Annotated in this window: 23 protein-coding genes; 9 read left to right on the top strand and 14 right to left on the bottom strand. The window is 74.7% G+C overall.

All coding sequences use genetic code 11. The annotated features are described in order from the left end of the window. Positions 1-118: 118 nt before the first annotated feature. The 3 genes from IH54_RS44945 to IH54_RS0134170 all read right to left on the bottom strand — a co-directional run bounded on the left by IH54_RS44945 (position 119) and on the right by IH54_RS0134170 (position 4,055). Positions 119-1,381, bottom strand: a complete 1,263-nt coding sequence (locus tag IH54_RS44945; protein ID WP_031524540.1) for a M14 family zinc carboxypeptidase — start codon at positions 1,379-1,381, stop codon at positions 119-121. A gap of 248 nt (positions 1,382-1,629) precedes the next feature. After that, positions 1,630-2,910 carry a M14 family zinc carboxypeptidase gene (locus IH54_RS0134165; RefSeq protein ID WP_031524542.1) on the bottom strand — a complete coding sequence of 427 codons (1,281 nt, stop codon included), beginning with the start codon at positions 2,908-2,910 and terminating at the stop codon, positions 1,630-1,632. Positions 2,911-3,341: 431 nt separating this feature from the next. Beyond that, complete coding sequence (locus tag IH54_RS0134170; protein ID WP_031524544.1) at positions 3,342-4,055, bottom strand: MBL fold metallo-hydrolase; 714 nt, start codon at positions 4,053-4,055, stop codon at positions 3,342-3,344. Between the two features lie 143 nt (positions 4,056-4,198). On the opposite strand from IH54_RS0134170, the gene IH54_RS0134175 reads away from it, so the two are divergent. Beyond that, a complete protein-coding gene (locus IH54_RS0134175) occupies positions 4,199-4,756 on the top strand; it encodes a TetR/AcrR family transcriptional regulator (protein WP_031524547.1) in 558 nt (185 codons plus the stop codon). Here IH54_RS0134175 and IH54_RS0134180 read toward each other — a convergent pair. The 3 genes from IH54_RS0134180 to IH54_RS0134190 all read right to left on the bottom strand — a co-directional run bounded on the left by IH54_RS0134180 (position 4,746) and on the right by IH54_RS0134190 (position 7,625). Beyond that, positions 4,746-5,468 carry a flavin reductase family protein gene (locus tag IH54_RS0134180; protein ID WP_052398186.1) on the bottom strand — a complete coding sequence of 241 codons (723 nt, stop codon included), beginning with the start codon at positions 5,466-5,468 and terminating at the stop codon, positions 4,746-4,748. The genes IH54_RS0134175 and IH54_RS0134180 overlap by 11 nt on opposite strands. Before the next feature lie 148 nt (positions 5,469-5,616). Then, complete coding sequence (locus IH54_RS0134185; RefSeq protein ID WP_031524552.1) at positions 5,617-6,618, bottom strand: hypothetical protein; 1,002 nt, start codon at positions 6,616-6,618, stop codon at positions 5,617-5,619. A gap of 212 nt (positions 6,619-6,830) precedes the next feature. After that, complete coding sequence (locus IH54_RS0134190) at positions 6,831-7,625, bottom strand: SDR family oxidoreductase (protein WP_031524554.1); 795 nt, start codon at positions 7,623-7,625, stop codon at positions 6,831-6,833. Positions 7,626-7,705: 80 nt separating this feature from the next. Between IH54_RS0134190 and IH54_RS0134195 the strand changes: the two genes are divergently transcribed. Continuing rightward, complete coding sequence (locus IH54_RS0134195) at positions 7,706-8,611, top strand: sigma-70 family RNA polymerase sigma factor (protein WP_031524556.1); 906 nt, start codon at positions 7,706-7,708, stop codon at positions 8,609-8,611. Positions 8,612-8,642: 31 nt separating this feature from the next. On the opposite strand, the gene IH54_RS0134200 is transcribed toward IH54_RS0134195, so the two are convergent. Beyond that, positions 8,643-9,668 (bottom strand): ArsR/SmtB family transcription factor, encoded by a 1,026-nt coding sequence (locus tag IH54_RS0134200; RefSeq protein ID WP_052398176.1) that lies wholly within the window; start codon positions 9,666-9,668, stop codon positions 8,643-8,645. A 225-nt stretch (positions 9,669-9,893) separates the two neighbouring features. Between IH54_RS0134200 and IH54_RS0134205 the strand changes: the two genes are divergently transcribed. Then, on the top strand, positions 9,894-10,421 hold the full coding sequence (locus IH54_RS0134205) for a tetratricopeptide repeat protein (RefSeq protein WP_052398177.1): 528 nt from the start codon (positions 9,894-9,896) through the stop codon (positions 10,419-10,421). A 194-nt stretch (positions 10,422-10,615) separates the two neighbouring features. Continuing rightward, complete coding sequence (locus IH54_RS0134210; protein ID WP_031524563.1) at positions 10,616-11,527, top strand: sigma-70 family RNA polymerase sigma factor; 912 nt, start codon at positions 10,616-10,618, stop codon at positions 11,525-11,527. Here the strand turns inward: IH54_RS0134210 and IH54_RS0134215 are convergent. Further along, positions 11,502-12,302: a methyltransferase domain-containing protein gene (locus IH54_RS0134215; protein WP_031524565.1), complete on the bottom strand. Its 801-nt coding sequence runs from the start codon at positions 12,300-12,302 to the stop codon at positions 11,502-11,504. The two genes, IH54_RS0134210 and IH54_RS0134215, sit on opposite strands and share 26 nt — an antisense overlap. A 60-nt stretch (positions 12,303-12,362) precedes the next feature. On the opposite strand from IH54_RS0134215, the gene IH54_RS0134220 reads away from it, so the two are divergent. Beyond that, a complete protein-coding gene (locus IH54_RS0134220) occupies positions 12,363-12,737 on the top strand; it encodes a VOC family protein (protein WP_031524567.1) in 375 nt (124 codons plus the stop codon). Here the strand turns inward: IH54_RS0134220 and IH54_RS47810 are convergent. From IH54_RS47810 to IH54_RS0134245, 5 genes are all read right to left on the bottom strand, one after another. Next, a complete protein-coding gene (locus IH54_RS47810; RefSeq protein ID WP_267965257.1) occupies positions 12,727-12,861 on the bottom strand; it encodes a hypothetical protein in 135 nt (44 codons plus the stop codon). The two genes, IH54_RS0134220 and IH54_RS47810, sit on opposite strands and share 11 nt — an antisense overlap. Positions 12,862-12,932: 71 nt before the next feature. Next, on the bottom strand, positions 12,933-13,373 hold the full coding sequence (locus IH54_RS0134230; RefSeq protein ID WP_031524569.1) for a GNAT family N-acetyltransferase: 441 nt from the start codon (positions 13,371-13,373) through the stop codon (positions 12,933-12,935). Positions 13,374-13,397: 24 nt separating this feature from the next. Continuing rightward, the gene (locus IH54_RS0134235) at positions 13,398-13,760 is read right to left on the bottom strand and encodes a DoxX family protein (RefSeq protein WP_031524570.1); all 363 of its coding nucleotides are present in this window, start codon (positions 13,758-13,760) and stop codon (positions 13,398-13,400) included. Between the two features lie 27 nt (positions 13,761-13,787). After that, positions 13,788-14,393: a TetR/AcrR family transcriptional regulator gene (locus tag IH54_RS0134240; RefSeq protein ID WP_043183092.1), complete on the bottom strand. Its 606-nt coding sequence runs from the start codon at positions 14,391-14,393 to the stop codon at positions 13,788-13,790. A gap of 352 nt (positions 14,394-14,745) precedes the next feature. After that, complete coding sequence (locus tag IH54_RS0134245) at positions 14,746-15,414, bottom strand: class I SAM-dependent methyltransferase (protein WP_031524572.1); 669 nt, start codon at positions 15,412-15,414, stop codon at positions 14,746-14,748. 194 nt (positions 15,415-15,608) lie between these two features. Between IH54_RS0134245 and IH54_RS0134250 the strand changes: the two genes are divergently transcribed. From IH54_RS0134250 to IH54_RS0134265, 4 genes are all read left to right on the top strand, one after another. After that, the gene (locus IH54_RS0134250) at positions 15,609-16,004 is read left to right on the top strand and encodes a hypothetical protein (RefSeq protein ID WP_031524574.1); all 396 of its coding nucleotides are present in this window, start codon (positions 15,609-15,611) and stop codon (positions 16,002-16,004) included. Positions 16,005-16,105: 101 nt separating this feature from the next. After that, positions 16,106-16,573, top strand: coding sequence for a helix-turn-helix domain-containing protein (locus IH54_RS0134255; protein WP_031524575.1), 468 nt, complete (start codon positions 16,106-16,108; stop codon positions 16,571-16,573). Then, complete coding sequence (locus IH54_RS0134260; RefSeq protein WP_031524576.1) at positions 16,570-17,136, top strand: hypothetical protein; 567 nt, start codon at positions 16,570-16,572, stop codon at positions 17,134-17,136. Before IH54_RS0134255 ends, IH54_RS0134260 begins: the two co-directional genes overlap by 4 nt. 125 nt (positions 17,137-17,261) lie before the next feature. After that, positions 17,262-17,633, top strand: coding sequence for a DUF2516 family protein (locus IH54_RS0134265; RefSeq protein ID WP_031524577.1), 372 nt, complete (start codon positions 17,262-17,264; stop codon positions 17,631-17,633). A gap of 51 nt (positions 17,634-17,684) precedes the next feature. On the opposite strand, the gene IH54_RS0134270 is transcribed toward IH54_RS0134265, so the two are convergent. After that, positions 17,685-19,019, bottom strand: coding sequence for a PP2C family protein-serine/threonine phosphatase (locus IH54_RS0134270; RefSeq protein ID WP_052398178.1), 1,335 nt, complete (start codon positions 19,017-19,019; stop codon positions 17,685-17,687). Between the last annotated feature and the right edge of the window lie 47 nt (positions 19,020-19,066).

Below are 19,066 nucleotides of genomic sequence, written 5' to 3' on the forward strand. Positions count from 1 at the left end.
ACGGGTGGTGGGGGTGGGAAACACCCCGCGCCGGCAGGCGCGGGAAAACCCCCACCGGGCGGAAGGCGGACTGCCACCGCAAGAGGCACCCCCCGGCGAAAACGCGCAAGCGCTGGGCTCAGCCCAGGAGCAGGCGGGCCGTTGCGAGGACGGATTCGGACTGGGTGTCGACCTGGGACGGGACGGGAAGCCACCGGGTGGCGTGAACCGTGGTGAGGTCGGCGGACCAGGTGGTGAGGAGGCGGTCCGCCTCCTGCGCCGGCGCACCCCGCGCAGGGGTGAGGCGGCGGAGGGTGCCCGCGGCCCGCAGGGGCATGCGCCGGGCGGCGATGTCGAGCGCGGCCACGTGCGCGCGGGTCAGGGGGACGGGGGGCGCGGCCTCCAGGGCCTCCCATTCGTCGGCGACCCGCGGGGCCATGGTGATGAGGCCCTCCGCGATGCGCAGGAGCTGCGGGTCGCCCGCGGTGGCGCGGGCGCGGTCGAGGAGCGCGGCCGTCGTGCGGGTCTGCGCGCGCAGCCGTGCGGCGGCCGCGGCGAGCGCCCGTCCGGGCTCGGGGTGCGGGGCGGAGTCCGCGATCCCCGCGCTCGCCCACATGGGCACCTCGAACAGGGCGGTCATACCGCCGTACGCGTGCGGCCGTATCCATGTCGAGCCGGCGACGTCCTCGGGCAGGCTGTCGAACTGGCTGCGCTCGCCCGGCGCGGGCATCGCGTAGACGCCGGGTCCGGACACCCGCCAGTACAGCGCGTCGTATGTGCCGGTCTGCACGGGCACGTCGCGCTCCGCGCAGATCTTGCCGAGCGCCTCGGACAGTCCGGGCAGCTCGCGGGTGACCTGCGCCCAGGCCCCGCCGATGTCGTTGCCGTGCAGCGAGCACTGCAGCACGGGCCGCAGCTCGTCGATGAGGGCGAGGAGCGCCTCGGACTCCGGGAGCGGGTCGTCGGCGGCGCGGATGGACGGCGCCCACTCGGGCTGCTCGTCGGCCGGCGGCCGGTACGCGTGCCGGAAGTGGGCGGCGGGGGTGCGGCGGACGGCGGGGCCGTCCTCGGTGCGCAGGGCGCCGTCCGGGTCGAGGCAGAGGACGAAGTGCCAGGCCGCGCCGGCGCCGGCGTGCAGCTGCGGCTCGCGGGCGACGCGCTCGGCGATCCGCATCGCGGTCGCGCCGCCGATCCGCTCGTCGGCGTGGGCCCCGGCGACGACGAGGATGTTGCGGACCCGCGGCCGGTCGTGCCCGACGCTGAGGACGTAGAGGGGCCGACCCTCGCGGGAGCGGCCCGCGACGCGCAGCGCGCACAGCCCGGGCCGGAAGCGGACGAACGCGGAGGCCGCCGCAACGACCCCCGCGACGCCCGGATACGCGTCGACCGTGGGATGGCTCACGTTCCGTTGGAGTTGCTGGCGCCGGTGGTTTCCTTCTTGTTCAGCCGTCGTATGACGAGGCGTTTCGCCATGGTGGCTCCCCCTTTTCTCGTTCGCACAGGCACTAGCGCACGGGAGTCGAGCACTCACCCCGGGTGACTCCCGCGTCCTGTCAGATTCCGGCGGACCTGAGGGGCTGTCAAGGCGCCCGGCAGCACCGGTTCGCGGCTCTTGTCCGCCGACAACTTCCGGTTCGTCCGGCGCGGGTGTCACAGCAGCCGGTCCACCGTGGCGAGTACGGTGCGGGCCTGCAGCTCGACCTGCTCGTAGACCGGGACCCAGCGCGCGTCCGAGCCCATGACCAGCTCGCGGGCGCCCGAGTCGAGGCGGCGTTCGAGGCGGGCGCGCAGCCGGCCGGGTTCGGCGGCCGGGTCGGGGTCGGTGAGCGGCTGCGCGTCCAGCAGCCGCAGCAGCATTCCGGCGGCCCGCAGCGGTATCCGGCGGGCGGCGATGTCGAGGGCGGCGAGGTGCGCCACGGTGAGCGGGACGGGGGAGCCGGCGGCGAGCGCGTCGTAGTCCGCGGCGAGTGCCGCGAAGGCTCCCACGGCCTGCTCGACCCCGCGGAGCAGCAGCGCGGCGCAGCCGTCCGGGTCGCCGGGGTCGCCGAGCAGCGGCAGCGCGCGGTCCAGGCTGCCGGTGAGCGCGGCGCCGTCCTTGCGCAGCCGGGCGGCGAGGGCGTGCAGGGCGGTCGCGGGCTCGGGGTGCGGTGCCGGGTCGGCGATCCGCCGGGTCGCCCACATCGGCACCTCGACGACCGCGGTGAGGCCGCCGTGGTCGTGCGGGCGCGACCAGGTGGAACCGTCGAGCCGCTCGTGGCCGGTGCCGGGCGGCAGCAGGTACACGCCGGGTCCTGCGCAGTCCCAGAACAGCGCGTCGTACGTGCCGGTCTGCACGGGCACGTCCAGCTCGGCCGCGTACTTCCCGAACGGCTCGGCCAGGCCCGGCACCTCGCCGGTCAGCAGGACCCGGCCGCCGCCCACGTCCGTACCGTGCAGCGTGCACTGCACGAAGGGCCGCAGCTCGTCGACGAGGGCGAGCAGCGCGTACGTCTCGGGCGGCTCGTCGCCGGGGGCGCGGAAGGCGCCCGCCCACTCCGGCTGGTCGCGGGCGGCGGGGCGGTAGGTGTGCCGGAAGTGCACGGCGGGCGGGCGTCGGCCGGCCGGTCCGGTCTGGTTGAGCACGGTGCCGTCCGGGTCGAGGCACAGCAGGAGATCCCACGTCAGATCGGCGTCGGCGAGCCGCTCCCGGTCGGCGACGGCCTGCTCGGCGAGCCACAGCGCCGTGCCGCCGCCCGCCTGCTCGTCCGCGTGCGCCCCGGCCACGACGAGCGCATGCCGCCGCCCGTGCCCGACCGACAGCAGCCACAGCGGTCGGCCCGTCCGCGACTCCCCGGCCAGCCGCATCCGGACCAGGTCGGGATGCCGCGCGCTCAGCAGCCGCGCCGCCGCCGCGACACCTGAGACGGTCGGATACGCGTCTGGCCCGCGCATGGCGGCTCCTCCTCGGCTGTGCGGCTCCGCGGCGGCCCGCCCGCGCGCGGTGCGGCTCCGCGCGGCCTTCTCCCCTGGCGCCGCCCGAACCCCCCTTGCGCGCACCGGAATTGATACTGCGCCGGCTCATGCGCCCCGGGGCACGCCCTGCTCAGACTCTGCGGCCACCCGCCACGTGTCAAGGCCGCCCCCCGCTGCGCGGGCCTGCGGGTGAGCCGGTACGCGCGGGGCCCGTTTCCGGCCGGGGGCCGTTTCCGCAGGGCGGGGGGAGGGGTGCGTCCGGTCGGCCCGCAGGGCCGCGGAAGGAGGTGCGCGGGGGGTGTCCGCTGCGAGCGGCGGTTGGCTGCGGGCGCGCCGCTTCGGTCGGCGGGCGCCCGGCGCTCAGCGCGAGCGCCTGTGGCCCGACTGCGCCCCGCGGCGGGGCACCCGCCTCAGTGCGCCGCCGCCCGGACCTGGCGTACCGCCTCCTCCGTGCCGCCGTTCCAGGGGGTGCCGTGGCCCGGCAGCACCCAGGTCGCGCCCAGCTCGGCGATCCGGTCGAGGGACGCGAGGGCCTGCTCCGGCTCGTCCGTGAAGGGGGCCGGCTGCGGGCCGTGCTGCCCGGTCAGGACATGCCGGGTCGTCAGCCCGTCACCCACGAAGACCGCGTCGGCGACCGGCACGTGGAGGGCGATGCTGCCCGGCGAGTGGCCCGGCATGCCCACGACCCGGGGCGAGCCGGGCAGGTCGAGCACGTCGCCGTCGGCCACCTCCGTGACCTCGGTCAGGTACGTCGTGCGCAGGCCGCCCTTGCGGGCCCCGTACCAGAGGAAGCCCGCCGTGGCGCCGACCTTGGCGTGCCCCCGTTCCGGCTTGGTCTTGACCTCGCCGCGGGCACGGGCGGCGTCGGCGGCGTGCACGTACACCGGCACGCCGTGGTCGCGGCGGAGGCGCTCGGCGAAGCCGATGTGGTCGGTGTCGCCGTGGGTGAGGACCAGGCCGCGGATGTCGTCGGGGGTGCGGCCCAGGGCGGCCAGTTCGGCGGTCAGCTCCCGCCAGTGGCCGGCCAGCCCGGCGTCGACGACCGTGACGCCCTCGTCGGTGACGACCAGATAGACCGCCACGATGTCGTTGCCGATGCGGTGCAGGTGCTGACCGAGCTTCATGTGCGTCTCCTTGTGAGCCGTTCTTGATAGCTACGATACATAGCCATCATGGCTACTGTCCATAGCTATGATGGAGACGACACGGGAGACGACACGACGGGCCGGGCCGTACCGGCGCGGCCCGGCCGGAAGGAGCACCACGCATGCCGACACCCGACCGCACCTCGCTCGACGCCATCGTCGCAGCGGCCCGCGACATCCTGGAGGCCCAGGGGCTCGACCGGCTCACCATGCAGGCCGTCGCCGAGCGGGTCGGCGTCCGCGCGCCCTCGCTCTACAAGCGCGTCCGCAACCGCGACGCCCTCGTCCGGCTCGTCACCGAGGCCACGCTCGCCGACCTGGAGCGCGCCCTCCAGGCCGTACCGCCCGCCGCCGACCCCCGCGACACCCTCGCCGAACTGCTGCGTGCCTTCCGGGCGTTCGCCCACGCCCGCCCGGCCGCCTACCGGCTGGTCTTCGCCGACACCCCGCGGCCCGCCCGCCCCGACGTCGCCCTGCTCGCCCGGGCCGCCGCCCCCGTCCTCCAGGTCACCGAGGTCCTGGCGGGCCCCGAGCACGCCCTGGAGGCCGCCCGCACGGTCACCGCGTGGGCCCACGGCTTCATCAGCATGGAGCTGGCCGACGCCTTCAACCTCGGCGGCGACGTCGACAGCTCCTACGTGTACGGCATGGCCTGCCTGGGCGGAGCCTTCACGCCGTGAGGGCGCCCGTCCCGGCCGGGCCCGCGAGGCGGGAGCGCTCGATGTCGGGGCCGCGGTACATCCGCTCCGGGATGCGCGCCAGCGCGGACTCGCGGAGCCGCGGCCCCAGCCCGTACAGCTGCTGGAAGCTCATGATCAGCGGGCGCCAGCGGTCCGGGTCGATGTGGTCGTCCGTGCCGGGGACGCGGATAGCGTCGTGCACCAGCACCCGCTGGATCCGCACCTCGAAGACGAGGATGCCGCCGCGCTGCTCCGGGTCGTCCTCGGCCAGCGGGTGCACGCCCTCCACGACGGCCTCCATCGCGACCGGGCACTCCGCCGCACGCGGCGCCCCGACCGTCTCCGACGGCACCTCCGTCAGCCCCGCGAGCCCGAACTTGTCCCCCTCGAAGCGGTACCCGCGCCGTGCCTTGCCCTCCGGCACCGGATCCCGCCCGGTCGTCAGCGCCAGCCGGTCCACCGCGTCCGCGAGCGAGTCGTCCGGCAGGTTCAGCACGCACTCCCGCTCCCGCAGCAGGTTCACCGCCGTCTGCGACCGCGCCCCGAGCCCCAGCATCCCCCGCCACCCCAGCCAGAACGCCGACGACATCGGCGCGAGATTCGCGGTCCCGTCCTCGTTCCGCGTCGAGAGCAGCACGACGGGCGTGCCGAAGTAGAGAATGCCGGGCTCGATCCGCCCGTGCAGGTCGGTGTGTGTGCCGTAAGTGCTCATGACCTCCACCCTGCCGCTGCCGCCGCGCCCTTTCCGGCGGCTTTCGGACACCACGCTGAAGACATGGAGGAGCCGGACGGCGCGCCCGACGGGGGAGTGGGAACGCGCCGCCCGGCCGTATGGGGGTGGGGCGGGAGGGGGCTGGGGGTCAGTCGCCTTCGGCGAAGATGTCGTCGGCGACCTCGACGTCGAGGGCCCGCTTGAACCAGCGGTCCAGGAGGTCCGGGTCGTCGCAGCCGAGCACCCGCTCCATCATGTCGACGGAGACCTCGAAGCCGCGGTGCTGGAGCACGGTGATGACCATGCGCGCCCGCTCGTGCTGCAACGCCTCGACGCGGCCCCTCTCGAAGCCCTCCTCCACGCCCCGCTTGAGCCCGCGTTCCAGGCCTTCTTCCAGGCCTTCCGCACGGCCCTTCTTCAGGCCTTCCGCCAGACCCTGGGCCTCGCCCCTGAGCAGGACCTGCTCGACGAGGCTGCCCCGGCCGGGGAAGTAGCTCCGCACTGTCATCAGTTTCCTCCAGACCTCTCGTGCCGGGGTCTCGCCCAGGCCGATTTCCAGCATCTCCGCGTAGTAGGAGGCGCCCTCGGTGTCCAGCCCCGCCAGCGCGGTGGCGAGTGTTCTCAGTATGGCCGGGGCGTCGGGATCCCTGCCGTGGGTCAGGGCCGAGAAGGCGGCCATGGGCAGATTCGCCGAGGCCTCGCTCACGTCCAGGACCACCGGCACATTGCCGGGCCCCAGGACCAGCGGGTGGACGGACAGCGAGCACCAGTCGTCGAGCCCCAGCCGGAAGGGGCCGGCGGCCCAGTCGGCGGTGGACTTGTCCTGACAGACCACCAGGAACAGCGCCGGACAGCGGTACTTCGCCTGGAGGTACGCCACGTAGTAGGCCCAGCTCACCGGCTTGTCGAGGTCCCGGCGCTGCTGGGCCTCGATCGCGAGCAGCAGCGGGCTCTCGCCGCCCGGCCCGGACACGCGCAGGACCGTGTCGACGCGCCGCTCCAGCGGGCGTATCTCGGTGACGTCGGGGGTGAGGACCTCCGTCACGGCCTGCTGGGGTAACCGCACACCGAGCAGGTCGAAGACGGGGGTCAGGAGTTCGGGGCGTTCCTGGAATATCCGGTGGGACGCCTCGTGGTGCGAAGTGACCATGATCCGAAGGTAGGACCATGCGTTCGGCATATGCCAGCGGCATGAGTCAATGTCACCCGACCGGGTGGTTTGGGTGCACGCGTGGCGCGAATCGGGGGCGCGCGGAAGTGCGTTGCGCGCCCCCGGCCGGCCGGGAATGGGGGAGTGGGGCCGCGCCCTGGCGGCTGCGGGCAGTGCGGCCGGCTCTTCCCCCGGGGAACGCGGCGCGCGGCTCAGCGCACCAGTTCGGCCAGGAAGTCCTCCCACGTCCGGGTGCCGAGGTCGGCGCCCTCCAGGGTGAGGTTGACGCCCTCGCGGTAGGCGCGGCCCGCCTTGCCGGGCATCGGCGCCGGGAGGATCAGTCGGCGCTTGCCCGTCGCCTTGAGGTAGTCCCGCAGCAGGTCGTTCAGCGGGTGTACGGCCGGTCCCGCGAGGTCGGGGGCGCGGCCCGCGGGCTCGCCCAGGGCGAGGGCGGCGACGCGCTCGGCGCAGTCCCGTACGTCGACGGTCTGCGCGCGCATGATGCCCGGCAGCGGGATCACCGGCGACTTCGCCAGCGTCCTGAACATGTTCGTCGCGAAGTCGTGGAATTGCGCGGCCCGCAGGATCGTGTACGGCAGCCCCGAGTCGAGGACGGCCTGCTCCGCCGCGATCTTGCTGCGGAAGTACGCGAACGGCACCTCGCCCGCGCCGATGACCGACATGTACAGGAAGTGCTTCACGCTGCCCGCCGCGACCGCTGCCCGCAGCAGGTTGCCGGTGGTGACCTCGTCGCCCTTGGGGGCACCCGCGAGGTGCACTACGGTCTCGACGCCCTCCAGGGCCTGGGCCGTACCCGGATCGCCGTCCTGCGTCAGGTCGCCGGTCACGTAGACGACCCCGTCGTCGTCCGACGCGTGCGCCGACCGGCTCAGGACCCGCACGGTGCGCCCCGCCTCGCGCAGCAGCGGCAGCACGTGACCGCCGAGGTTGCCGGTGCCGCCGGTCAGCAGGATCGGGGCTGCGGGGGTGTTCTCGGTGTTCGACATCGTTGGACGTCACTCCTCTTCGGTGGGCCGCCGTGCGGCAGGTTACCGTGATGACCCGCGGCAGATGGGGAATGTGACCGATGGACCAAAGCACGGCCCTGGGCGAGCAGTTCGAGGCGGAGCGGCCCCGGCTGCGAGGTGTCGCCTACCGCATGCTCGGCTCCGCCGCGGAGGCGGACGACGCCGTGCAGGAGGCGTGGCTGCGGCTGAGCCGCGCGGGCGCGGAGGGCATCGACAGCCTGCCCGCGTGGCTGACCACGGTCGTCGGCCGGGTCTGCCTCAACATGCTCAGGTCGCGCGCCGCGCACCGTGAGGACCCGCTCGACGGCGCGCTGCTGCGCGAGCCGGCGGGCGGCGACGAGGCGCGCGACCCGGAGGAGGAGGCGGTCCTCGCCGACTCCGTGGGCCTGGCCATGATGGTCGTGCTCGACACGCTCGCGCCGCCGGAGCGGGTCGCCTTCGTGCTGCACGACATGTTCGCCGTGCCCTTCGACGAGATCGGCGAGCTGACGGAGCGTACGCCGGCCGCCGCCCGGCAGCTCGCGAGCCGCGCCCGGCGCCGGGTCCGCGGCGCCGGTGCGGACGCGGCCGCGCCGCAGGCCGCGGTGGGCGGGCAGCAGCGGCTCGTCGAGGCCTTCCTCGCCGCCTCCCGCGGCGGTGACCTGCAAGGCCTCGTCGCCGTCCTCGACCCCGACGTCGTCCTCCACGCCGACCGTGCCGCCGGTCCCACCCCCGAGCCCGTCCGCGTCCGCGGGCGCGACCGGGTGGCCCACGGCGCCTCCGCGGCCGCCGCGCGCGTCGCCTTCACGGAGGTCGCCCTCGTCAACGGCCGCCCCGGCCTCGTCATGGCCCCCGCGGGGCGGCTGCGCCTGGTGCTCGCCTTCACCTTCGCGGAAGAGCCCGCCGGGGGCACGGGCCTGGTCACGGCGATCGACGTGATCGCCGATCCGGAGCGCCTGCGCGAGGTGACGATCACCGTCCTGTGAGGGCCGCGCTCCGCGCGGGGCTGAAGGCCGGTCACCCGCCGCGCGGGGGGTGGGCGAGGGCGTCGCCCAGCTCCGTGCGGCGGTAGAGGACCTCGTGACGGTGGCGGGTGGAGGTCACGAGGCCGGTCGTGCGGAGGACGGCGAGGTGTTCGGAGACCGTCGCGGGAGCGAGCCCGTGGTGGTGGGCGAGCCACGCGGTGGAGGCGGGTTCGGTCAGGGCGGTGAGGAGGCGCGCGCGGGTGCGGCCGATGAGGCGGGCGAGGGCGGCGGTGGCGTCCGCGGAGGTGCCCGGCGGCTGCCAGAGGGTGCCGACGCCGCGGGCGGGGTAGATGAGCGTGGGCTGCCAGGGCGGGTCCAGGACGATCACGACCTGGTCCCACTTGAAGGCGCTGGGCACGAGGACCAGACCCTCACCGGCGAGGTCGCGGTGGTCGGCCCCGCCGTGCTCGCGGGTGAGGACACCGTCGTGCCAGCGCACGGACGGGTGCAGCTCGGCGAAGAGCCGGTCCAGGCCCCCGGCGGCGAGCCGCCCGCTCTGGTAGGAGATGTCCGCCTGGAGCAGCGCACGCGTCCTGGCCCAGTACGGCTCGACGAGTGCCTCCCACGCCGCCCGGACGAGTTCGGCGAGCATCCGTACGACGCCCGCGGGCTCGGCCGCGAGCAGGGCCCGGCCGGTGGCGGTGCGGGCGGCGCCCGGGGTGTCGGCCAGGGAGCGGGCGATCTCGGCGCGGGCCTGCTCGGGCGGGGTCGCGGCGATACGGGCGAGGTCGGCGGCGAAGGAGTCGACTGGGGCGTCGGGCGGCGGGGCGAGGAAGTCGGGGGTGTAGCCGCGTCGCGGCTGGAGGAGGACGAGCGGCCGCAGGTCGAGCCCGGCGAGCCGGGGCGCGGTCTCGGCGAGCCAGCGCGCATGGTGCCCCGGCGGCTGCGGCCCGGTCGCGACGCGTACGGCGGCGAGCGTCTCGAAGGCGGGCGAGTACGCGAACCGGCACCGCAGCAGGTCGTCGGGCCCGAAGCGGAGCGTGGTGATGGCGGGACCTCCTCGAAGCGGGCGGCGCACCGCACCGGGAGCCCCGCCCCGGGGCGCCCGGGATGCCCGCGGGCCCCGCGCGGCGGCGGAAGGGCGCGGGCCGCGGACGACAGCGGCGCCCTTACCGTACAACGAAGTGATTCGGCGACGGCCGAATGAGTGGTCCGCGGCCGAAGCGCCCTCGCAGGATGGCGGGTGCCGGGTCCGGTGCGGGCGACGGCGACGCAGACACCGTGAACTGGAGCGTGACCAGCGATGTACGACTACCCGAGCACCCCCGCCCCCGTGCCCGCCGCGGAATGGGAGGAGCGGGACGTCGCGCTGTGGGGCGCCATCGACAGCTACGCGGCGGCGGAGGACTTCCGGGCGGCGGTCGACGCGCTCGCCGGGGAGCTGCCGGACGGCGACCCCACCGCCGTCTTCGAGCGGGCCGCGGCCTGGGATTCCACCGGGCACCCCGACAAGGCGGTCCCGCTCTACCGCGCCGCCCTCGCCGGCGGCGTGCCCGGCGAGCGGCGGCGCCGTGCGGTCATCCAGCTGGCCAGCTCGCTGCGCAATCTCGGCCGCGCCGAGGAGAGCGTGGCGCTGCTGACGGAGGAGCGCGAGCGCACCAGCGACCACCTGGACGAGGCCCTGGTGTGCGTCCTCGCCCTCTCCCTCACGGAGTTGGGCCGCGCCCGCGAGGCGGTGTCCCTGACGGTCGCCGCGCTCGCGCCCCGTCTGCCGCGCTACCAGCGCTCGATGGCCGCCTACGCCCGGCTGCTGGTCGAACCGGAGAGCTGACGGCGGAACCTGCCGCGCGGGGTCAGCGTTTCCAGGGGCGCGTGGGGGTACCTCCCAGGCGCCCCTGGCGGGCCCGGCGGAGCCTCCGCACCCCGAAGACGCGCACCCTGCGGAAGCAGGAACTCACCCTGTTACGTTTTCCGCCTCCCGCCCGTCGCAGACGTGAGGGGGACTTCCGGCGGAAGGTGAGGGTCATGACGGGACCGGGCCCGGAGGGCGAGGCGCTGGCGCGGCTCTTCGAGGGGGAGCGAGGCCGGCTCACGGCGGTGGCTCACCGCATGCTCGGCTCACGGGCGGACGCCGAGGACGCCGTCCAGGAGGCATGGCTGCGGCTCGCCCGCCAGGGCGACCCGCACGGGATCGACAACCTCGCCGCGTGGCTGACCACCGTGGTCGGCCGCGTGTGCGTCGACATGCTGCGCGCCCGCAAGATCCGCCCCGAGGAGCCGTACGGCGAGTACATACCGGAGATCGAGGTCGTGGACGACCCCGCGGCGGCGCCCGAAGCCGACGCGGTGCTCGCCGATTCGGTCGGCGTCGCGCTGCTGGTGGTGCTGGACACCCTCGGGCCCGCGGAGCGCCTCGCCTTCGTGCTGCACGACATGTTCGCGGTGCCGTTCGACGAGGTGGGGCAGATCCTGGGCCGGTCGACGGACGCGGCGAAGATGCTGGCGAGCCGGGCCCGCCGCAAGGTGCGGGGCTCGCACGACACGGCGGAGGGGCGGGGCCGGCGGCGCGCGGTGGTGGACGCCTTCCTCACCGCGGCGAGGGCCGGCGACTTCGCGGGCCTGCTGGAGCTGCTCGACCCGGAGGTGGAGTGGCGCTCGTACTCCGACCGGGGCCTCACCGCCGCCCGGGTGGCGGCGGACGAGATGGCCGTCCGCGCCCAGCGCGGCGTCCGTGCGGTGGCGGCGTACCGCCCGGTGCTGGTCGACGGCGACCCGGGCTTCGCGGTGTGGGGCCCGCAGGGCAGGCTGCTGGGCCTGGTGGCGTTCGCGGTGTCGGACGCGGGCCGTATCACCGGGGCGGTGACCGTACGCGGCCCCGCGCGGCTCGCGGCGCTGGACCTGCCGCCGGAGCTTACGGGCGGCGCCCCCACGCCGTGATCATCGGTGAGGTGGCGAGGTCCATCGTGCCGGTCGCGACGTTCGCCAGATGCCGGTCGATCTCCTCGTCCGTGGCGAGGCCCGCGGCGACGAGGCGGCCGCGGATCTGCCGTACGGTCGCGGCCTCCAGCGCGGTGCAGGCGGGCGAGGCGACGGGGAAGTACGCGTCGGCCCGGACGTCGACGAGCCCTGCCTCACGCAGCAGCCGGGGGAGCGTACGGCCGTAGGCGAGGTCGGCGCCGCGCTCGGCCATGAGGGTGCGGAAGCCGGCGCGCAGCCGGTTCGCGAGCCGCTGCTCGGGGCCGTACTCGTCGGGGCACAGCAGCGGCTGCAGGCCCGGGTCGGCGTCCTCCAGCAGCAGCCGGCCGCCGGGGCGCAGCGCGCCGGCCATGCTGCGCAGCGCCGCCGCGCGGTCGGCGACGTGGACGAGGACGAGCCGGGCGTGCACGAGGTCGAAGCCCCCGCCGGGCGCGGGATCGGCGGCGACGTCGTGCCGCAGTACCTCGACGGGGCCGCCCGCGGCCTGCGACGTCCAGGACACGTCGATGTCGGTCGCGACGACCCGGCCCCGCGGCCCGACCCGCTCGGCGAGCCCGAGCGGCACGGACGGCCCGCCCGCCCCGACCTCCCAGCAGTGCATCCCGGCGCCGATGCCGAGCCGGTCGACGTGCCGGAAGGTCACCGGGTCGAACAGCTCGCCCAGCGCGGCGAACCGCTCGCCCGCCTCCGCCTGCCGGTTGTCCAGCAGGTACTTCCGCTCCGGGGCTTCGCTCATGCGCGGGATTGTCGCAGGGATACGGTGTCAGGACCGGGCCCGGACACGTACGGAGGCGCCATGACCCCGCAGCTGCGGATGACAGCGATCACCCTCGACTGCCCCGACCCGCTCGCCCTCATGGCCTTCTACCAGGCGGCCACCGGCCTGCCCCCGCACCCCGAGTCCGACGCCGATTTCGCCGGCCTCGCCGGCACGGACGGCGAACTCCTCCTCGGCTTCCAGCGCGTCGACGGCTACCGCCCCCCGCGCTGGCCCGGCCAGGACTCCCCCCAGCAACTCCACATCTGCTTCACCGCCGACACCGACCTCCCCACCACCGAGTCCCACCTCCTGACCCTCGGCGCAGGGGTCCCCACCCACCAGCCCCACGGCGGGAAAGCCCGCGTCCTGACCGACCCCGCGGGCCACCCCTTCTGCATCGTCAGGGGCTGAGCGAACCCTCGGTGAGGAGCATCCCCCGCTCGGGGAGGACGCCGGACAAGCGGTGGACGGTGGGCAGCGCCGCGTTGTGGTCCCGGTCGCGGCGGGCCGCGCCGGCGTCGGCGGGCCTCAGCACCCGCGGGCCCGAGGTGGCGGGGTTGTGCCGGTCGTCCGGCGCGACCCGGACGTGCGGCGCGGCCCCCGGCGTCAGCGCGAACCGATCGTGAAGCGCAGTACGCGGGAGTCGCGTTCCCGGAAGCCCAGGCGGGCGTAGAGGCGGTTGGCGGCTTCGCGGGAGGGGCGGGAGGTCAGGTCGACGGTGCGGGCGCCGGCTTGTTCCGCGAGGCGCACCGCGTGCTCGGTGAGGGCCGCGCCCACACCGGCGCCGCGCGCGGCGCCGTCCACGACGACGTCCTCGATGCGGGCGCGCAGGCCCGTGGGGAGGGGGAACATCACGAGCGTCAGCGTTCCGACGATCTCGCCGTCGAGGCGGGCGACGAGCACGGTGTTGGCCTCGCTGCCCACGACCCGCGCGACCCCGTCGGCGTCCAGCACCACCGCGCTGCTGGACAGTTGCGGCAGCAGCCGCGCGAGGGCGCCGACGACGTCCGCGCCCGCTTCCCGTACCACCTCGATCTCCACAGCCATGCCCCGACTCTACGGGGACGGCGCTCAGAACCTTCCGAGGGCCACGAAGAGGCAGGCGAGCAGGATGACCAGGTTGATGCCGAAGACCTGCTTGTACTCCCGCAGGCTCCAGTGCGAGACGGCCGCCCCGACCATGACCGCGGTCAGGCCGACCGCGGCCAGCGGGGTCAGGACCGGGGCTGTGCCGGTCAGCCGCGGGACGACGAGCCCGATCGCCGCGAGCAGCTCCAGCAGGGCGACGACCCGGATCGCGCGCAGCGGGAACGGGGCGACGCCGGTCTGGCCGGTGGCGATCATCCGCTCCTTCGACTGCGTCGACTTCGCGCTGCCCGAAGCCAGGAAGACGGCGGCCAGCAGGCCCTGGGCGATCCACAGTGCGGTGTTCATCATGACCTCCGACGGGTGTGGTGACGATCAGGTGCGGGGCGGCTGCTGGAGGAGCCGCTCGGCGAGGTCCACGAAGGCGGTGACCCAGCGGTCCTCGTCGAGGCCGCTGGGATGGGTGCCGAAGACGTCCCGCAGCAGCCAGAAGTGCGAGACGGAGCCGACGAGGACGACGGCGAGCGCCTCCCAGTCCCGCTCCGCGGCGTCCCCGGCGCCGGCCTGCATGCGCAGCCACTGCGCGACCGCCGCGTGGATGCGGCGCATCTCGCCCTCGCGGACCTCGTCCAGCAGCGCCGGGAAGGCGGCCAGGTCCCGCACCACCATCCGGTTGAGGTCGCGCTCCTGCTCCAGCCGCCGCAGCCCGGCGCGGGCCAGCCCCGCCAGCCGTTCGCGCAGCGGGAGCGCGGCCATGGCCTGGGGGTCCCCGATCATCGCCAGCAGCCCGGCATTCTCCGCGACCTTCGCCCGCACCCCCTCGGCCAGCAGCTCCTCCTTCGACCGGAAGTGCCGGTAGAGCGACCCCGACCCGGGCGAGAGCCCCGCGGCCCGCTCGATCTCGGCGACCGTCGTCCTCGCGTAGCCCTGCTCCCCGAAGAGCCGCATGGCCTCGGCCACGACTCGCGCACGGGTGTCCACCGTTCCGGTCCTCCTCGCGCAAGTAAGTGCTTACTTGCAAGGTTAGCGGACGCCGCTCCCGCCGGGTAGCCCCGGCCGGGCGTCCGGCGTCGCCGCAGGCCGCTACGGCACGAGCAGCGCCCTGCCGCGGATCGCGCCCGCCTCGGCCGGCCGGTGGGCCCCAGTGAGGACGTCCGGCCGGGCGGGGCCGACGCCGCCTTTCAGCAGGATCTTCCCGCCCCCGAACGGTTCGGGCGCGACCCGGCACCGACCCGTCCCGGCCTCGTACCCGTACCGGGACGGCCCGCGTCCGCCTCCGTCCGGCCGCGGCGGTCGGCGGGTCCTCCCCGCCACGGCCCCGGAGGCCTCGTGCTCAGGCGGGGCGCTCGGCCATGACGACCAGGCCCGGGCCGCTGAACTCGTCTGCCGGGAGCCGGAGTTCGGCGACCGGTCGCAGCCCCGCCTGCTCGATCAGGCCGACGTACTGCTCCGGCCGCCATTTGTGCGTCGTCCAGCGGACGGACACACCTCCGTAGGCCTCCGTGCGCACCGCGTCCTCGTCGCCGACGTGCGTACCGGTGATGAAGTGCCCGCCCGGCTTCAGGGCCCGCGCGAAATGGGCGAGGACCTGGGGCAGGACCTGGCGCGGGAGGTTGAACAGCGACCACCACCCGAGTACGCCGCCGAGGGACGCCTCGGCGAGGTCGAGGTCGGTGGCGGAGGAGATGTCGAAGCGGCAGTGCGGATACAGGCGGCGAGCGTTCTCGATCATGCCGGGTGAGAGATCGACCCCCGAGACGTCGAGTCCGCGCTCGGCGAGGTAGGCGGTCACCGTTCCGGGCCCGCAGCCGACGTCGAGGACGGGCCCGAGTCCGCCCACGGTGTCGGCGAAGGCGTCGATCGACGCCTTGAGCCAGGGATGGCGGCGGATGTCGCCCATTCCCGTCGTCGCCACCATCTCGGCGTAGTTGTCGGCCACCCGGTCGTAGGACTCCCGGACCACGTCGAGATCGGCCGGTCGGTCAATTCGGTGTGCGCGCATCGGCCAACGATAGGGCGGCGGCTTCGCCGGGGCAGGAGGTTGGAGCACTCGGCCGGGCAGGGTGTGACCGAGCGTTTCCGTTGGCGAAACCCGCCGGCTGAGGCACTCGGCTCCGACCGGGTGTTACCGGCTGCGCGGGTCACGGGCTGGGCCAGGCCCTGGCAGCGGGTCGGGCACCGTGAGATCGTCCGCAGATGAACAACGCTGCTGTTGGGGAAACACCTCCTGGACGGCCGGACGACCGCGCCGCATCCGTCCTGCGCTTCGCGACGGAACTCGTCGCCTGGGTTGCCACTCCCTGGGCTCTGGCCGACCGTTCATGGCAGCTTGCCGCCCTGTCCGTGGTGGCCCTGATCGGCGTTCCGACGCTCTTCTCCACTCCGGGAGACAAGACCAACGTGATCATCGCGGTGCCGGGCTGGATCACGATCCTGCTGGTGCTGCTCCAGCTTGCGGCGGCCGTGGTCTCCTCATGGCTGGCGTGGCCCGCCTGGGCCGCGGTTTCTGTGACCCTGCTGGCCACCGCCGCCCTCGTCTCGGAGCGTCCGCGCTGGCGGTGGCTGGTTTCCGCGAACCGACTCGCCGGCTGAAGCGCTCACTCGCCGAACGAAGGGCTCGGTCACACAGGCTGTGTTAGCCGTCCGCTAGCAGGTGCTTGCAAAAGTTAGCGCGAGGGGGCACTCTCGTACGTATGGCGTCACTGAGAGTCGGCAACGTCGGGGCCTATCTGCGGGAGCAGCGGCGCAGTGCGCAGCTCAGTCTGCGGCAGCTGGCGGAGGCGGCCGGTGTGTCGAATCCGTATCTGAGCCAGATCGAGCGCGGGCTGCGGAAGCCTAGTGCGGAGATCCTGCAGCAGCTCGCGAAGGCGCTGCGGATCTCCGCGGAGACGCTGTACGTGCAGGCCGGGATGCTCGACGCGCGGGAGCGGGACGAGCTGGAGGTGCCCGCGGCGATTCTCACGGATCCGGCGATCAACGAGCGGCAGAAGCAGGTGCTGATCCAGATCTACGAGTCCTTCCGGAAGGAGAACGCCGCCGCGGGGGGATCGCGGGCGGAGGAGCCGGACGGGCCGGGAGAGCCGGACGAGGGCGTGGAAGAGCGAGGCGCGGCGGGTGGCCCAGAGGCCTCCGCCGCCGTACGGGAGGAAGACGGGAAATGACCATCACCGACGACATCGTGAAGAGCCTGCGCAACCCGACCCCGCTGTACGCGGTCGCCGGGACCGCGGACCTCGCCGCCGAGAAGCTGCGCGAGGTGCCGGCGCTCTTCGGGCGGCTCCGGGAGCAGGCGCCCGGGCACATCGAGAAGATCCGCAGCACCGACCCGAAGGCCGTGCAGGAGCGGGTCGCCGCGGGCGCCAAGGACGCGCAGACCCGGCTGTCGGAGACCTACCGCGACCTGGACCTGAAGTCCTTCCGCGAGATGCCGGACTTCAAGAAGCTCGGCGAGTCCGTGCAGGACCTGGCCCTGCAGGGCGTCGGCCGCGCGACCGGCTACGCGGTGAAGGCGCGCGAGACGTACGACGAGCTGGCCGAGCGCGGCAAGGGCGCCGTCGCCCACTGGCGCGGTGAGGAGGGCGACGGCGACGGCGGCGCGGACGTGCGGCAGATCGCCGACGCCACGCCGAAGAAGACGGCTCCGGCCGCCTCCGCCACCCCCGCCGCCCGCAAGCCCGCGGCGAAGAAGGCCCCCGCGGCCAAGAAGGCGCCGGGCAAGGACTGACGGAAACGGGCCGGGCACGCATCGCGCGCCCGGCCCGTTGTACGCGTACGGCCGGTACCGTGGAGTGGCCGGCGGCGACCGACGGACGGACCGACGGACCGACGGACAAGGGATGGGTGGACAGCGTGCTGATCACAGGGTTCTTCGGGGTGGTCGCCCTGATCTCGTGGGCGCTCCTGCTCTTCGCGGTGTTCGCGTTCGTCGACGCCGCCACCTACCGCGAGGACGCGTACCGCGCCGCGGGCAAGAACAACAAGGGCTTCTGGCTCATCATCCTGGGCCTGGCCGGCCTGGTGATGAAGTTCTTCTCGATCATCTCGTTCCTGCCGATCATCGGCCTGATCGCGGTGATCGTGTACACGGTCGACGTCCGCCCCGCCCTGCGCGAGGTCAGCGGACGGGGCCAGGGCCGCAGGCGCGGGATGCCGCGCCGCAGCGGTGGCAGCCGCGGCAGCAGCAGCGACGGGCCCTACGGCCCGTACAACGGCCGCCGCTGACCCGCCGGGAGCCAAAGGCGCACGGAGAGCGGAGAAGCGAAAGCGGAGAAGCTACGCCGTCGCGCAGCGCTCCAGCAGCACCACGGCCACGTCGTCCGTCAGCTCGCCCCCGTTGAGTTCGCGCACCTCCGTCACGGCGGCGTCGAGCAGCGCGTCGCCGTGCAGGCCCGCCGCGAGCAGCCGGGAGACCAGGCGCAGCATGCCGTCCTGCTCCAGGCGCTGCGTGCCGACGCCGACGCGGCCCTCGATCAAGCCGTCCGTGTAGAGCATGAGCCGCCACTCGCCGTCGAGCGCGACCGGCACCCGCTGCCAGTCGGCCAGCTCGTCGGGGAGCAGGCCGAGCGCGGGGCCGCCGTCCTCGTGCGGGAGCAGCCGCGGGGCGCCGCCGGTGCCGGACAGCAGCGGGGCGGGGTGGCCGGCGAGGTAGAGGTCGGCGGCGCGGCCGTCGGGGGCGATGTCGAGCGTGCAGAGGGTCGCGAAGATCTCGTCGTCGGACCGCTCGTGCACCAGCACCTGCTGGAGGGTGCGCAGCAGCGTCTCGCCGCCGAGCCCGGCGAAGGTGAGCGCGCGCCAGGCGATGCGCAGTTCGACGCCGAGGGCGGCCGCGTCCGGTCCGTGGCCGCAGACGTCGCCGATCATGGCGTGCACGACGCCGTCGGAGGTGCGGACGGTGTCGTAGAAGTCGCCGCCGAGCAGCGCGCGGCTGCGGCCGGGCCGGTAGTGGGAGGCGAAGCGCAGCCCCGCGCCCTCCAGCAGCGGGGTCGGGAGCAGGCCGCGTTCGAGGCGGCGGTTCTCCTGGGCGCGCAGCCGGGTCTCGGTGAGCTTGCGCAGCGCGAGGTCGGCGCGCTTGCGCTCCACCGCGTAGCGGACCGCGCGCGTCACCCCGGCGGCGTCGATGTCGCCGCGCGGGAGCAGGTCCTGGGCGCCGATGCGTACGGCTTCCGCGGCGGTGCCGTCGTCGGCGCCCTCGGTGAGGACGAGGACGGCGGTGCCGGGCGCGACGCGCAGCACGTGCCGGACGCCCTCCAGGACATCGGGCAGGTCCAGCAGGATGCAGTGGACGTCGTCGGTGAGCAGCCGCCCCGCGGCCGTGAGGTTGCCCGCGCGCAGGACGCGGATGCGGGGGCCGCCGCCGTCCTGGAAGTACGGGGCGGTGAAGGCGCCCGCCGGGTCGTCGCCGACGACCAGCAGGTTGAAGGTGACGGGGGCCTCAGCGGTGTCCTGGCGCTGGCGCGGCAGACTGACCGCTCCGGAGGCGCCGGGCGCGGGGCTCGCGGGCCCGGCGCCCGCGGGTCCGGGGGCTGCGGAGGCAGGGGCGGAGGCGGGGCGCCCGGCCTCGTGATCGGTGGCCGTGGGCCGTTCGGTGCCGCGCTTGGCAGCGGACATCAAGCGACTCCTTTCCGGTCCCCTGAACGATTGACGGTCTTTCCTTT

Source organism: Streptomyces sp. NRRL F-5123 (assembly GCF_000721495.1).
Taxonomy (GTDB): Bacteria; Actinomycetota; Actinomycetes; order Streptomycetales; family Streptomycetaceae; genus Actinacidiphila.

Coding starts and splice junctions, on each gene's coding strand:
- IH54_RS0134190 (WP_031524554.1), bottom strand. CDS start 7,625: ATGTCGAACACCGAGAACACCCCCGCAGCCCCGATCCTGCTGACCGGC.
- IH54_RS0134210 (WP_031524563.1), top strand. CDS start 10,616: ATGACGGGACCGGGCCCGGAGGGCGAGGCGCTGGCGCGGCTCTTCGAG.
- IH54_RS0134195 (WP_031524556.1), top strand. CDS start 7,706: ATGGACCAAAGCACGGCCCTGGGCGAGCAGTTCGAGGCGGAGCGGCCC.
- IH54_RS0134250 (WP_031524574.1), top strand. CDS start 15,609: ATGAACAACGCTGCTGTTGGGGAAACACCTCCTGGACGGCCGGACGAC.
- IH54_RS0134270 (WP_052398178.1), bottom strand. CDS start 19,019: ATGTCCGCTGCCAAGCGCGGCACCGAACGGCCCACGGCCACCGATCAC.
- IH54_RS0134180 (WP_052398186.1), bottom strand. CDS start 5,468: ATGAGCACTTACGGCACACACACCGACCTGCACGGGCGGATCGAGCCC.
- IH54_RS0134185 (WP_031524552.1), bottom strand. CDS start 6,618: ATGGTCACTTCGCACCACGAGGCGTCCCACCGGATATTCCAGGAACGC.
- IH54_RS0134215 (WP_031524565.1), bottom strand. CDS start 12,302: ATGAGCGAAGCCCCGGAGCGGAAGTACCTGCTGGACAACCGGCAGGCG.
- IH54_RS0134260 (WP_031524576.1), top strand. CDS start 16,570: ATGACCATCACCGACGACATCGTGAAGAGCCTGCGCAACCCGACCCCG.
- IH54_RS0134235 (WP_031524570.1), bottom strand. CDS start 13,760: ATGAACACCGCACTGTGGATCGCCCAGGGCCTGCTGGCCGCCGTCTTC.
- IH54_RS0134245 (WP_031524572.1), bottom strand. CDS start 15,414: ATGCGCGCACACCGAATTGACCGACCGGCCGATCTCGACGTGGTCCGG.
- IH54_RS0134205 (WP_052398177.1), top strand. CDS start 9,894: ATGTACGACTACCCGAGCACCCCCGCCCCCGTGCCCGCCGCGGAATGG.
- IH54_RS0134165 (WP_031524542.1), bottom strand. CDS start 2,910: ATGCGCGGGCCAGACGCGTATCCGACCGTCTCAGGTGTCGCGGCGGCG.
- IH54_RS0134220 (WP_031524567.1), top strand. CDS start 12,363: ATGACCCCGCAGCTGCGGATGACAGCGATCACCCTCGACTGCCCCGAC.
- IH54_RS0134255 (WP_031524575.1), top strand. CDS start 16,106: ATGGCGTCACTGAGAGTCGGCAACGTCGGGGCCTATCTGCGGGAGCAG.
- IH54_RS0134230 (WP_031524569.1), bottom strand. CDS start 13,373: ATGGCTGTGGAGATCGAGGTGGTACGGGAAGCGGGCGCGGACGTCGTC.
- IH54_RS0134170 (WP_031524544.1), bottom strand. CDS start 4,055: ATGAAGCTCGGTCAGCACCTGCACCGCATCGGCAACGACATCGTGGCG.
- IH54_RS0134175 (WP_031524547.1), top strand. CDS start 4,199: ATGCCGACACCCGACCGCACCTCGCTCGACGCCATCGTCGCAGCGGCC.